Annotated in this window: 13 protein-coding genes; 12 read left to right on the top strand and 1 reads right to left on the bottom strand. The window is 60.6% G+C overall.

All coding sequences use genetic code 11. The annotated features are described in order from the left end of the window. Nucleotides 1–61: 61 nt before the first annotated feature. Genes GV829_RS13440 through tatC form a run of 3 tightly spaced genes read left to right on the top strand, consistent with a single transcriptional unit; the run spans nucleotide 62 to nucleotide 1,561 of the window. Nucleotides 62–301, top strand: coding sequence for a Sec-independent protein translocase subunit TatA (locus tag GV829_RS13440; protein WP_169947453.1), 240 nt, complete (start codon nucleotides 62–64; stop codon nucleotides 299–301). 40 nt (nucleotides 302–341) lie between these two features. After that, the gene (tatB, locus tag GV829_RS13435; RefSeq protein WP_169947451.1) at nucleotides 342–740 is read left to right on the top strand and encodes a Sec-independent protein translocase protein TatB; all 399 of its coding nucleotides are present in this window, start codon (nucleotides 342–344) and stop codon (nucleotides 738–740) included. Next, entirely contained in the window at nucleotides 737–1,561 is an 825-nt protein-coding gene (gene tatC / locus GV829_RS13430; RefSeq protein ID WP_169947449.1) for a twin-arginine translocase subunit TatC, read from the top strand. The genes tatB and tatC overlap by 4 nt, the downstream gene beginning before the upstream one ends. Nucleotides 1,562–1,678: 117 nt before the next feature. Here tatC and GV829_RS13425 read toward each other — a convergent pair whose 3' ends face one another. Then, the gene (locus tag GV829_RS13425) at nucleotides 1,679–3,694 is read right to left on the bottom strand and encodes a TonB-dependent receptor (protein WP_246202894.1); all 2,016 of its coding nucleotides are present in this window, start codon (nucleotides 3,692–3,694) and stop codon (nucleotides 1,679–1,681) included. Nucleotides 3,695–4,019: 325 nt separating this feature from the next. Between GV829_RS13425 and GV829_RS13420 the strand changes: the two genes are divergently transcribed. From GV829_RS13420 to GV829_RS13380, 9 genes are all read left to right on the top strand, one after another. Next, entirely contained in the window at nucleotides 4,020–5,033 is a 1,014-nt protein-coding gene (locus GV829_RS13420; RefSeq protein WP_425505418.1) for a cysteine synthase A, read from the top strand. Continuing rightward, nucleotides 5,030–5,404, top strand: coding sequence for a hypothetical protein (locus tag GV829_RS13415; protein WP_169947445.1), 375 nt, complete (start codon nucleotides 5,030–5,032; stop codon nucleotides 5,402–5,404). The genes GV829_RS13420 and GV829_RS13415 overlap by 4 nt, the downstream gene beginning before the upstream one ends. 26 nt (nucleotides 5,405–5,430) lie before the next feature. Further along, entirely contained in the window at nucleotides 5,431–6,591 is a 1,161-nt protein-coding gene (locus GV829_RS13410; protein ID WP_169947443.1) for a Gldg family protein, read from the top strand. A gap of 321 nt (nucleotides 6,592–6,912) precedes the next feature. Further along, nucleotides 6,913–7,425 carry a division/cell wall cluster transcriptional repressor MraZ gene (locus GV829_RS13405; protein WP_169947441.1) on the top strand — a complete coding sequence of 171 codons (513 nt, stop codon included), beginning with the start codon at nucleotides 6,913–6,915 and terminating at the stop codon, nucleotides 7,423–7,425. Further along, a complete protein-coding gene (rsmH, locus tag GV829_RS13400; protein ID WP_169947439.1) occupies nucleotides 7,422–8,402 on the top strand; it encodes a 16S rRNA (cytosine(1402)-N(4))-methyltransferase RsmH in 981 nt (326 codons plus the stop codon). Before GV829_RS13405 ends, rsmH begins: the two co-directional genes overlap by 4 nt. Then, nucleotides 8,399–8,926 (top strand): hypothetical protein, encoded by a 528-nt coding sequence (locus GV829_RS13395; RefSeq protein WP_169947437.1) that lies wholly within the window; start codon nucleotides 8,399–8,401, stop codon nucleotides 8,924–8,926. The genes rsmH and GV829_RS13395 overlap by 4 nt, the downstream gene beginning before the upstream one ends. Continuing rightward, nucleotides 8,923–10,614, top strand: coding sequence for a peptidoglycan D,D-transpeptidase FtsI family protein (locus tag GV829_RS13390; protein WP_246202893.1), 1,692 nt, complete (start codon nucleotides 8,923–8,925; stop codon nucleotides 10,612–10,614). Before GV829_RS13395 ends, GV829_RS13390 begins: the two co-directional genes overlap by 4 nt. Further along, on the top strand, nucleotides 10,611–12,059 hold the full coding sequence (locus GV829_RS13385) for a UDP-N-acetylmuramoyl-L-alanyl-D-glutamate--2,6-diaminopimelate ligase (RefSeq protein ID WP_169947435.1): 1,449 nt from the start codon (nucleotides 10,611–10,613) through the stop codon (nucleotides 12,057–12,059). Before GV829_RS13390 ends, GV829_RS13385 begins: the two co-directional genes overlap by 4 nt. Beyond that, nucleotides 12,056–13,459 (top strand): UDP-N-acetylmuramoyl-tripeptide--D-alanyl-D-alanine ligase, encoded by a 1,404-nt coding sequence (locus GV829_RS13380; protein ID WP_169947433.1) that lies wholly within the window; start codon nucleotides 12,056–12,058, stop codon nucleotides 13,457–13,459. The genes GV829_RS13385 and GV829_RS13380 overlap by 4 nt, the downstream gene beginning before the upstream one ends. Nucleotides 13,460–13,461 lie beyond the last annotated feature (2 nt).

Genomic DNA, 13,461 nt, shown 5'->3' with positions numbered 1-13,461 from the left:
GGGTCAAGAGGGTTTTACCGTCGGCTGCAGTTCTGCTGCTGAACGGACAAGGAGACGGATCATGGGCGGTTTCAGCCTGACTCACATTCTGCTGTTTGGCCTGGTGGCCATATTGCTGCTCGGCGGTGGTCGTTTTTCCAATTTGATGGGTGACGTCGCCAAGGGCATCAAGAATTTCAAAAAGGGCATGGCCGAAGATGAAGAGGCCACGTCAGCTGATCGCCCGGCTGCTCGGCTTGATGGCCGACCGGCCAATGACATTCCGGTTGCAGAGACCCGCGAGACGGACCGGTCCATCTAACCAGGGCCGGGCACCGCTCTTGCTGACGGGTCGAGAATGAATGTTTGAGATTGCTCCTTCTGAGATGCTGCTGTTCGCCATTGTCGCGATCGTGGTCATCGGTCCGAAAGACCTGCCCAAAGCGATGCGCTTTGTTGGCAAGTGGGTCGGAAAGGCGAGGGGGATGGCGCGTCATTTCCGCTCCGGTATCGACACAATGATACGGGAAGCGGAACTTGAGGAACTGGAAAAGCAGTGGCGTGCCCAAAATGAGGCGATCATGCGGGCCTATCCCAACGTTGATTTGCCCGCTCCGGACGGTGCAGCCGGTTCGGGCGGAATGGCCCCGATAGAGCCGCCGGCCCAACCATCCGACAAGCGGCAGGCGCCGGCTGCACACGCAGTTAAATCGGCAGATGCCACCTTGGCCGGATCGGACGAAAAGGGCGCAAAGGGATGAGCGATCCCTCTGTTTCCAAGGTGGAGGTGGATTTGCCGCCCGCGCCTGTGGAACCGTATGACCCGGAGCAGGCGGCGATTGATTCGACCAAGGCACCGCTGCTCGATCATCTCATAGAATTGCGTCGGCGGCTGCTATGGTCGCTGGCTGCTCTGGCAGTCGCCTTTTTCGGATGCCTCTCGGTTGCGAAGGAGATTTTCGGTTTCCTGGTTCAGCCGCTTCTGGTCGCCGGGCAAAACCGGTTAATCTACACGCAGTTGTTCGAGGCTTTTTTTGTTGAAGTGAAAGTGGCCTTGTTTGGCGCCTTCATGCTAGCCTTTCCGGTCATTGCGACACAGATTTGGCGGTTCATTGCCCCGGGCCTTTATAGCAAGGAGAAGAAGGCAGTTTTGCCCTTCCTGCTGGCCACGCCGGTCTTTTTCGCAGGGGGAGCGGCAGCGGCCTATTATGTGGCCGTGCCGGTCGCCTTGCGCTTCCTTCTCGGTTTTCAGGGGAATGTCGGCGGGGTGGAACAGGAAGCCATGCCTGCGGTCGGCAATTACCTCGACTTCATCATGCATTTCATGCTGGCGTTCGGCATAGCGGCTTTGCTGCCGATCCTGCTGATGTTGCTGGAACGCGCCGGTCTTGTCACGCTGGAACAAATGACCTCTGTCCGCCGCTACATGATCGTGGCCGCGTTTGGCATTGCTGCGGTCGCCACACCACCTGACATTGTCAGCATGCTGTTGCTCGCTGTACCTCTGTGCTTGCTCTACGAACTGTCGCTGATAGCGATAAGGATTACGCGCCGCCGTCGCTCTCGAGTGGCAAAGGACTGAATCCTGGCCGACCGGCAAAGCCGGTCGGTTTAAACGCGGGACGTGAATGCGGCGCGGATGGCCGAAGAGGGGCGGCGGCCTTGCCTCCGCCTATTTGCGCACCGCCCGTGATGCCTGTCAGAAGCTGAACCGGACGGTTGCCCTGATGTCGCGTCCGGACAGCGGAACAAAATCCTTCGTAAAGCTCGCATGGCGCCGGCCAATCACATCAAAGATGTTGTTGGCCGAGAGGATAAGCGACACGCCGCTTTCCGGGCCCAACGGCTTCCAGTCAATCGACGCGTTCACCATGGTGAAGCCTTCGGTCGCTGTCTCATAGGCGGCAATCCGGTCCTGCTTGGCTGTCCATTCGACCTCGCCAGCGACTGTCAGCATTTCCCCGCGCAGTTCCACTCCCCCGCGGACCCGGGCTGGTGGAATGCGCGGAACGTTACCGCCACCATTTGCCAATCGGGCGCGGACCATATCTGCGGTGATGTTACCCAGCAGCGTGAAGCCGCCAACATGCAACAAGGGTGCCTCTGCCTCAATTTCCAAGCCAACGAAACGTGCATCTGTCTGCGCATAGGAAAAGACTGGCAGGTCATCGATGGTGCCACCAGTTTCGCGTGCATAAATGAAATTGTCGAACCAATTGGCGAAGGCCGTGATGCTGAGGTTGACCGCATCAGTCCTGAGCTTGGCATAGGCCTCCAGCCCAACCGACCTTTCCAGTCCAAAGTCGGGGTCGCCCACTTCATAGCTTTGCGTTGCAATGTGCGGCCCGTCGGACAGTAACTCCTCGGCGGCCGGCGCCCTTTCTGTTCTGGAGATATTCACGCCAACTTTGCTGTTGTTACCAAATCCATGGGACACGCCTACCGCCCCGGACCAGGCGTTGAACGACCGGGAAATCCCGGAAGCATTGGCGCTGATCTGGCTATGTTCAAACCGGCCTGCCGCTTCCAGCGACACTGGCCCCAATGTGACTTCCTGAAATGTGAACAGGGCAAATTGTTCAGTGTCATTCTGCGGAACGAATGCCTCAGCCCCGATCGCGTTAAAATCCCTGAAGAAATATTGGACACCAGTCGCGCCGCGCCAGCCATCATGGTCAGCTTGGACCAGTTCCGCGCGACCTTCGAGCCCCTGGTTGAGGAATGTGGTGCCTACCTCATCGCCTTCGAATTCAATATGCTGATAATCGGCGAAGCCTGCCCGGATACGCAATCGCTCGAAAAAGCCATTGCCGAGCTCCACCTCGCCTCTGATGTCGGCCCGCCATTGCTTCAAACCGATTGTCACATCTTCCTCACCATGGTCGGGTTCCGCAGCACCAGCTACAGGGGGAGCTCCATGGTCATGATGATGGCCGGCGCCAGGGCGCCCTGGAACGCCATAACGGCTGTCAAGATAACCAATCGAAACACCCAGGCTGCCTGTGTCGGTGATCAGTGCCAAGCCCGTGCCTGCAGACCAGCTCTCGGTCGCGCTGTTGGGCACGCGGTTTCTCCGATTGGCTGCTTCAGTCAGCTCTTCGGCTTCTTCGGCATGGCCTTCGGCCAATTCTTCGGCGGCTTCATCCAGCAACTCGTCCCGCAGGCCAGGTGCAACCTGAAACCCGCCGATACGCATATCTCCTGACTGGCTGTAATTGCCGTCAACGTGCCAGACGAGACGCGAGCCAATCGGCAGATCGAACGAGGCGCCACCACTCCGCAAGGAAGAGGCGCTGGCATAGTTGGCAATGGCATCGATATGCAGCGGTGATTCGGGCATCGCCCGCGGAATGCGGCGATCAAAAATATTGACCGCGCCCCCTGTGGCGCTGGATCCGAACAACAGGCTGGCTGGCCCATGGACAATTTCAACCCGCTCGGCTGTCAACGGATCAATGGCAACTGCGTGATCCACCGATGTGTTGGACGCATCGAGGGACCCCAATCCGTCGGTCATGATCCGAACCCTGTCTCCCTGCAATCCTCTCAACACCGGGCGGGAGGAACCAGGCGAAAAGCTCGTTGCGGAGACGCCGGGCTGACGCGCCAGCATGTCGCCGATTTGCGGGCGCATCTCACGCGCGAGCTCATTGCCTTGAACAATGCCGATGTTGCCGAACAGGTCCAGGCTGCGTGCAAAGGGCGCCGTGACCACCAGTTCCTCATTTGTTGTATGAAAATCATCTCCGTCGGTTGCTGTCGCGCTGACTGCGGGCTGCGCGGGAACGGATTGCGCAAAAGCGGGGGCCGTGATGGAGAGGGAGGTAGAGGCAAGAAGCAGGGAAAGGCGCAAAGGGGAATACTCCGGGGAAAGGGCCACAACAGGATGGATTGTAATGATATAAAATAACTTGTGCAATGATGATTTGGTGACAAACTTGGTTTGTCGTCATGGCTCCTGGCAAGGCGGAGCAGGGCCATCAGAAAGTGCACAGGTTCCGTCTTAGCTTGCTCCAGGCCAATCAGAAGTTTACATCGCAATGGTGACCATAGCTCAAGACACGCTTTCGCTAATCGGCAATACGCCGCTCGTTCGTCTCGCTGGGCCGAGCGCAGCCGCGGGCTGCGACATTTTCGGCAAATGCGAATATGCCAATCCAGGCGCATCGGTAAAGGACCGGGCCGCCCTTTTCATCGTTCGCGATGCAGAGGAGCGCGGCGCGTTGCGGCCTGGTGGCACGATTGTCGAGGGCACCGCAGGCAATACCGGTATTGGCCTTGCCCTTGTTGCCAATGCCTGTGGGTACAAGACGATCATCGTCATGCCCGACACGCAAAGCCGTGAAAAGATGGACACGTTGCGGGCACTGGGTGCCGAACTGGTGCTCGTACCGCCTGCCCCATTTGCCAATCCCGGCCACTTTGTTCACACCTCGCGTCGCATCGCCGAGGAGACCCCAGGTGCTGTATGGGCCAACCAGTTTGATAACATCGCCAATCGCAAGGCGCATGTGATCGGCACGGCGGTCGAGATCTGGGAGCAGATGGAGCACCGTATCGACGGCTTCACTTGTGCAGCCGGGACAGGAGGAACAATCGCCGGTGTGGGCATGGGGCTGAAGGCATTTGATCCGGATGTGACCATTGCCCTGACAGACCCCTATGGCGCTGCCCTCTTTCATTATTTCGCGCACGGCGAATTGCGGGCGGAGGGCAGTAGCGTTGCCGAAGGTATAGGGCAGGGGCGCATCACGGCCAATCTGGATGGCGCGCCGATCGACACCCAGTTCCGTATGTCGGATGCGGCAGCTGACTATTGGGTGCAAAGGCTGCTGCGCGAAGAGGGGCTGTGCCTGGGCCTTTCTTCGGGCATAAACGTCGCCGGCGCGGTGGCTTTGGGTCGGCAACTGGGCCCGGGCAAACGGATCGTCACGATTTTGTGCGATACCGGTTTTCGCTATCTGTCGTCGTTGTACAATGCGGACTGGCGGGCGAGCAAGGGTTTCGCCCCGCTTGATGCTGCGTTGGTCGAGCCGTCAGAGGCAGCGCTATGACTGGCCTGCGTCACAGATCGCAGCCAGCCTCGCACGATACCCGCAAGGAGGCGCGGCGCCGACTTTTGGTCGGCCTGTCTGGGCTCACCGCCATGCTGTTGCTGGTGGTTCTTGCCGGGCTGGTGACTGATCGGGCACGCAAGGAAGCCGATGCCGCAATGGCGCAAGCACAGGCGGCTGGTGTGGCAAATCCCGGGGTTGGTGCCCCAGCATCTAATGAGCCGCTGGCCGATCTGGGCGTTGCTCCTTCTGTTGATGATGCGGCAGTGTCCGTTCCATTGCCTAATGCCCCAGCTGCAACCAATGCCGTAGGGCGGGTGCCTGATCTGGAACCCGATCCGCAGCTCGAAGCGCAAAAGTCCATGCGGTGATACGGATGATACCCTTGGAACCTCGCGTGTTCAGGGCTTATCTGGCGATGGTTGTCGCTGTTGTTGCTATTGCTGTTGTGGGTGGAGGATGGCTGACTCTGGGCCGGGTTGATCCGCTGTTGGCCCTCCCGGGAATGGGCTGGGCAGCGTCGATCCTGGTCCTGTTGCACCCACGCGCTGATCGCACCATTGCATCTGTCGCCACATTGCTGCTGCTATTGATCTTTGCCGTGACGTGCAGTCTGTTGGCCAATCGCCTGCCTATGGTGCAGCTGCTCCTTACTGGGTTTGGTAGTTGGATTGCCGTTACCACGGCGCTTTTCCTTTGGACCCGGCTCCGCCGCATTACTGCCAAAGGCTGGGGTCGGCGGGCGGCAGCCGCAGTGATGGCCATCGGGCTGGGCGTGCTGGTGCAATGGCTGTCCTGGCCAGCGGTCCAATGGATGTATGATCCAGCACGTGTGGGCGATCGGAGTCTGTCGGTTGACGTGTTGACCGCATTGCCGTTGCAGTCGCCTGCCGGCTTGACCGATCAACTGGCCGGAATGGCAGCGCCGGATGCGCCGGTCCTCTTGTCGTTGCGCCAACATGCGAACGTCCGGCTGATTGATCGAGTTGCTGCGGATAGGTCGCCCGCAGGTCCGTTGCTGCTTCTGGCTCATCCCCGCGCTCTGCCGCCAGATCAGCTGGTGGCCATTGACGCCTGGATCCGTAATGGTGGTGGGGCAGTGATCTTGGCGGATGGCTTGTTGTCCTGGGCGCCAGAACGTCCGATCGGCGATCCCGCGAATCCGCCTTTGACCAGTATGCTCGGCCCTTTGCTTGCCCATTGGGGGCTGGAACTTGACGCACCCTCCGGCTTGCAAGAGCGCCACCTGTCCGTTCAGGACATGGGGCACAAGGTGACAATGGTAAGTCCCGGCCAATTGCGCCGGGTCAGGGGAGGGTGCCGGGTCATTCATCAAGGCAAGATGGCTGATTGCCGGATCGGACAAGGGCGGGCGATCATCGTTGCTGACGCGGATTTGTTGAACCAGGCAAGCTGGCTTCCTGCCGTGCCCGGGGATGGCCACGGCACAGAAGCGAACTGGTCAGCATCCAATCCCCATTGGCTGTTGGCCCGACTCGACAATCTGGCTGGCGTGTCGCGTCGTCCGGCTTTGGCGCGGCCGGTCTGGGTCCACTGAACGGGCCATTTTCTTCAACGCTTTGAAACTCGGTCATTTGTCGTCCGGATAGCCTTTCGGGCGTGGCTGGTCGCATTTCGCGATATATGCCGCGCACGGACCATTTTGGCGTTTTTTTGGCTATTTTTAAGAACAAAACAAGAATATCCCGTAATATCCCCTTTCTTCCCCAAGGTTCTCTTGATACATACTGATGAGTGAAAGGGGTGGTCCTTCACCATGGCAATCACAGGCTCGGCCGGTGCGTGACGCACGCTTCCGGCGGCGGGAGGATTTTGTCGCCGGCCACACGGCGGGCGGTGACGGGGAAGCAAGGGGTAAATGTCGCAAGAGGGGTTCTTTTCCGGAGCTGCGCTCGCTGCCCTTGATGACAAGGGTCGGATTGCCCTGCCTGCTGCTTTCCGCAAATTTCTGCCCTCTGGTTCCTCTGCGCGTCAGTTGTTTGTCACCACCCATGAGGTTGCGCCCTGTCTGGTGGGCTCGGGTGTCGATCGTATTGCTCGCATTCAGGCGCGGATTGACCGTTCGGAAGATCTTGCCGCGCAACAGGGCAAGGAGTTTGACCGCTTTGCACTTGAGCGGCGTCTGGTCGGCCCTGGTGAAACCGTGCCGATGGACGGTAGTGGCCGCTTTTCACTTTCGGACGTGCTGATCGAACTGGCCGAATTTGAAGGCGAGATTTTCCTGTTCGGTGCCGGTCAGTATTTCGAAATATGGGACCTGGGGCGCTTGTTGGCGATGAAGGACCCTGCTTATGCCCCGGCGCAGGCGGCGGCGCGTGCGGCCCTGAGGGTGCGGGACAAGCAGGCAGCCAAAAAGGCGGCGAGTGAATGAGTGCCGTGGTTGCCCCGTCTGCCAGCCGGCACATTCCAGTCTTGCGGGATGAAGTGGTCGCTGCCCTTGCGCCTTCCCGGGGGCAGGTGATTGTTGATGGCACTTTTGGCGCTGGTGGATACAGCCGTGCCATCCTTGATTCTGGTGCCGATGTCATTGCGATTGATCGTGATCCCGATGCCATTGCGGATGGACAGGCAATGGTCGCCGAATTTGACGGGCGACTGACGCTGGTTGCCGGTACATTTTCGGAGCTGGATCGCCATGCTGCCCTGGCAGGTCATGCACGGGTGGATGGCGTCACGCTCGATATCGGCGTGTCCTCGATGCAGCTCGATCAGGCGCGGCGCGGTTTCGCCTTCTCGCTCGACGGTCCGCTCGACATGCGGATGCAGCAAGAAGGGGAGACGGCGGCGGAGTGGATAGACCGGGCGAGCGAAAGCGAGATTGCCGATACGCTCTATCTATATGGCGAGGAGCGGCAATCGCGGCGGGTTGCCCGGGCGATTGTGGCCGCCCGTCCGATCAGTCGCACTGGCGAGCTGGCTGCCGTTGTCCGCAAGGCGCTGGGCTACCGGCCGGGCGCGCCCAAGGATCCGGCTACGCGCAGTTTTCAGGCAATCCGAATTGTCGTCAATGACGAGTTGGGCGAGCTGGAGCGCGGTCTGGAGGCTGCGGAACGCGTGCTTGCTCCCGGCGGTCGGCTTGCCGTCGTCTCATTCCAGAGCCTTGAGGACCGGATCGTGAAGCAGTTTCTGAGACAGCGCAGTGGCGGACTCGGGTCCGGTTCGCGTCATCTGCCACCACAGGCCGCGGCGGGCCCGGCTCCGACCTTTGTCAATATTGGCAAGGCTGTGCGTCCTGCCGAAGCTGAACTGGCCCGCAATCCCCGCGCCCGTTCAGCCACCTTGCGTACCGCTATCCGAACATCTGCCCCTGCCTGGTCGACAGGTTCCGCTGTTGGAGATCGCCCATGAGCATTGCCATTCGCAAATTGCAGGGCATTGGCCTGATTTTGCTGGTGACCTTCTGCTTTTTGATCGCTTATCCGATATCGCTCAAAGTATCGGCGACTCGTGCGGAACTGCAAAAGGTGGAACAGCAAATTGCCGAAACACGCAGGCGTAACCGTATGCTTGAGGGGGATATCGCGGTGCTGGCCAATGTCCGTCAGCTTGACCGGTGGAATCGCGAATATCTCGGCTATGTTTCGCCGACCGCCGGACAGTATCTGGCCGGTGAGCGTGCGCTTGCAAACCTCGATCGGCTGCGCCCGCCAGCTGATGCTGCACCCAAGGCTCCGGTTCTGATGGCGATGGCGGATGACGAGATGCCGGTTCGGCAGACCGCTGATCAGGACGCCGGCGAGGTCGATACTGGAAACGACGACAACGCCATTCCGCGCCGGATTGCGATGGCCGACCGTGCGGTGGTTGCTGATCGGGCGCTGCGGGATATTGCTCGCACCATTCCGGTGGTGGCTGTCGGAGGTGGGCGTTGAGCGCCTCAATCGCGCGGCCGGTGCCCATGCGCCGTGCCGATTGCCGGCAACGGTTCGCACTCGCCGCTGATCAACGGCTTCGTATCTTGCTGCTCGCATTCCTGTTCATCGGTGCTGTCTTGCTTGCGCGGATCGGGCACATTTTCATCATGGGGCTTATAAATGGTGGTGGCGCCGCACCGGCGGCCATGTTTGACCGCGCCGACATTGTTGACCGCAATGGTGTGCCGCTGGCCCGTTCAATTCCGGTGCACAGTATCCGCTCAGTGCGCTCCAAACTGATGCACGATCCGCGGATGCTGGCCCGCGAACTGGCGCGCATCTTTCCAGACACGACCGAAGCGACCTTTTACAGTCGGCTGACCGGCCGCCCTTCCTCCATTATCCGGCGGCGTGCAACGCCCGACCAGCTCAATGCGGTGAATGAACTGGCCGAAATCGGATTTGAATATCCCGAAGAACCGGAGCGCCTTTATCCACAGGGGCCGATTGCCGCCCATGTTCTGGGCTTTGTTGCTCCCGGTCGCGGTGGTGTAATGGGCATTGAAAGGCGGTTCGATGAACAACTTGCCGCCAATGCAGCCCGGGGAGAGCCGTTTGCACTTTCCTTGGACACCCGCGTTCAGGCGGCTCTAGAGCTGGAACTCGGCGATGCGGTGACGCAGCTTGAAGCCAAGGGCGGGGCGGGGCTGGTTCTGGATGTCGATACCGGTGAAGTGCTGGCCATGGCATCGATGCCCACCTTTGATCCGAACCGCGTCAATTTCTCCGATCCGGCGGCGCAATGGAACTCGGTGTCGTTCACCACCTTTGAGCTGGGTTCCACTTTCAAGCCCATCACCGTAGCTGCAGCAATGGATGCAGGCGTAATCACTGATATGGCGCGGAGATATGATGCCACGCGTCCGCTTACGGTCGGCGGACATCGTATCAGCGATTCGCATTCGGCCGATCGTTGGCTGAACGTGCCAGAGGCTCTGGTCCATTCATCCAATGTCGTGACCGCGCAAATTGCCGATGATTTAGGCAAGGACAGGCTCCAGGCGACGTTCCGCGCGCTCGATTTCGACAAACGCCCGACTATCGAGCTGCCTGAACGTGGTCTGCCGCAATGGCCGCGTAGCTGGGGTCGGACCACGACAATGACGGCCGGTTTTGGTCACTCGATCATGGTGACGCCGCTGCATCTGGCGAGCGCATATGCCGCACTGGTCAACGGTGGCATCTGGCGCCCCGCTACGATCCTGAAGGTCGAAGAGGGCCATGTGGTACAGGGACGCCGCGTGTTCACTGAATCGACGAGTGCGCGCATGCGCCAGTTGCTGCGGATGATTGTTGCCAGTGGCACCGGTTCGCGCGCTGATGCGCCGGGGTACCGCGTCGGTGGCAAGACGGGCTCGGCGGAACGGGTGATCGACGGCACCTATGTCGGCAATTCGGTCGTCGCGACCTTTGCCGGGGCTTTTCCGATGGACCGTCCGCGCTATGTGGTGCTGGTGATGATCGACCGCCCGCCCGGCAATGCTTATTCGCTGGGTCAGCGTACCGCTGGTTTCACGGCCGCCCCTGTTGTGCGCAAGGTGGTTCAGCGGATTGGGCCCATGGTTGGTATCTACCCTGATGCCCATCGCGATGTGGACATCAGCGAGTTGGAGCCCTTGCTTTGGAAGCCAAGGGCTGAACGATGACGCGGCTCGGCCGGTTGATCGATGGCCTCGCCAATGCAGAGGCTGAGATCCAGGTGACAGCTGTTGCCATAGATCACCGTCAGGTCACCCGTGGCGCGCTGTTCGGCGCGTTCCGTGGCGCCCGCTTCAATGCCGAAGACGTCATTCCTGATGCCATTGCCGCGGGAGCGGTGGCCGTCATCACACGCCCGGGCGTTGTCGTGGAGGGGGCATTCCACATTGAGGCGGACGAACCGCGTCGCGCCTTTGCCTTGGCCGCAGCGCGTTTTTTTGACCGTGCCCCGGAAACGTTGGTCGCAGTCACCGGGACCAATGGCAAGACCTCCTGTGTCGAATTGACGCGTCAGATTTGGCGGCAATTGGGGCATAGTGCCGCTTCAATCGGGACGCTGGGTATCACGACGACCGATGAACAGGTCAAAACCGGCCTGACCACCCCAGACATCGTTACCTTTCTCGCCAATCTCTCCGGATTGTCTGCTGAAGGGGTCAGTCATGTCGCCTTTGAGGCGTCAAGCCATGGTCTGGATCAGTATCGAACCGAGGGTCCGCGTGTTGCTGCCGCCGCCTTTACCAACCTGTCGCGTGATCACTTGGACTATCATCTCGACATGGACAGCTATTTCGCGGCGAAAATGCGGCTGTTTGACGAAGTCGTGGCGGCGGATGGTGCCGCTGTTTTCTGGGCCGATGATGAATGGTCTGATCGGGCAATCGGCCACGCCAGCCGTCGCGGACTGCGCTTGTTCACGGTTGGCGCCGCGGGGCAGGCCATTCGCTTGCTCGACCGTCAACCAACCGCGCTGGGTCAAAGTCTTGAACTGGATGTTGCCACCATTGGCCGCCGTAGCGTCAACTTGCCACTGATCGGCGCCTATCAGGCAGCCAATGCGCTGGTCTCGGCCGGCTTGGCCATTGCCACAGGCGCGGACGCTGCTGCTGTCATTGATGCCCTGGCGCGGGTGCAACCGGTGCGCGGCCGACTCGAACGGGCCGCTCTGACGCGTTCGGGTGCCCCCATCTATATCGATTATGCGCATACGCCTGACGCGCTGGCCGCGGCATTGGCTGCCCTGCGGCCACATGCGCACGGTCGCCTGATCGCTGTTTTTGGTGCTGGCGGCGATCGCGATGCCGGTAAGCGCCCTGCAATGGGCGCAGAAGCGGTGCGCGGAGCGGATATGGTGATCGTGACGGATGACAATCCGCGCGGAGAAGATCCGGCACTTATTCGCCGGTCTATCCTGTCTGGTGCGCCAGGTGCCATTGAGATGGCGGATCGCCGCGCTGCCATTGCCCGGGCCGTCGATGAGGCACAGGCAGGTGACATCATTGTCATAGCCGGTAAGGGGCATGAGCAAGGGCAAATTATCGGTCGAGGGGATGCCATGCGTGTGCTGCCATTCGATGACGCCACAGTTGCTCGGGAGGAAGCGGGCCAGTGACTTTTGATGTTCCGACGCTGTGGACCTCTACGGAAATAGCAGAAGCGACGGGTGGGGAAGCCCACGGCCACTTCGCGGTAACCGGCGTGGCGTTTGACAGTCGCGAGGTTGGCCCGGGGGACCTCTTCATCGCCATGCGCGGTGAAACGACTGACGGCCATCGGTTCATTGACAAGGCGCTGGCTGCTGGGGCAGCCGGCGTGATTTGTGAAACCGCGATAGACGGGCCGCATATCCGGGTTGCCGATTCAGTAAAGGCACTGACCGATTTGGGCCGCGCATCGCGGGCGCGCAGCCGGGCGACGATCATCGCTGTCACCGGTTCGGTCGGCAAAACCGGCACAAAAGAGGCGATCGCCGCTGCCCTGGACCGCTTTCGTCCGGGTCAGGTTCATCGATCGGTGAAAAGCTATAATAACCACACTGGCGTTCCGCTCAGCCTGGCCCGGATGCCGCGCAATGCGGAATTTGCCGTCCTGGAAATGGGCATGAATCATGCCGGTGAAATTGCAGCATTGACGCGCCTCGCCCGTCCGCATGTTGCGGTCATAACCACCATCGCTCCGGCCCATATCGAGAATTTGGGCAGCATGGAGGCGATTGCCGACGCCAAGGCGGAAATTTTCCAAGGTCTGGAGGCCGGTGGAACTGCCATCATTCCGTTCGACAGCCCATATCATGGCCAACTCGTTGCAGCGGCACAACTCCATGGTGCCCGGATCGTCAGCTTTGGCCTCACTGATGGCGCTGACATTCATGCCCGTGACTGGGTTGCCGATTCCGCCACTGGTGGCAGCCTGATCACCGCAGAATTGGGCGGGAGCAGCCTGTGTTTCTCGCTCGCGCCGCCGGGTGATCATTGGGTGGCCAATGCGATGGCGGTGCTTGCGGCGGTCGAGGCTGCCGGGGGTGACCTCGCCGCTGCCGGGGTAGCGCTTGCCGAACTGCCAGGCCTCGCTGGGCGGGGTGCGCGGCACATGATCGCCGTCGGATCGGGTGAGGCCTTGCTCATTGATGAAAGCTACAATGCCAATCCGGCATCTATGGCGGCAACCATCGCCCAACTGGGGCGCGAGCCGGCGGTTCGGCGGGTGGTGATCCTGGGTTCCATGCGGGAACTGGGTGAAGGCAGCGACGGCTTTCATGCGGCGTTAGCTGACCATCTTGAGCGTGCAGGTGTTGCGCGCGCGATATTGGTCGGGCCAGAGATGCGGGCGCTGGCAGATGCACTCGCAGCCAAACCGCTTGAGGCCCGATTGAATTTCACGCATGAGCCGGATGTTGCACAGGCGCTGGTGAAGATTGAGGGGGATATCCACCCGGGCGACGCCATCCTGATCAAGGGGTCTAACGCCGTCGGGCTGTCACGGATCGTGGCAGCACTGACGGGCGGAGAATAAGA

The sequence above is a fragment of the Sphingomonas lacunae genome, from assembly GCF_012979535.1.
In the GTDB taxonomy this organism is placed as follows: domain Bacteria; phylum Pseudomonadota; class Alphaproteobacteria; order Sphingomonadales; family Sphingomonadaceae; genus Sphingopyxis; species Sphingopyxis lacunae.
The sequence above is the reverse complement of the archived record's forward strand: the minus strand, read 5'-3'. Positions and strand labels throughout refer to the sequence as shown.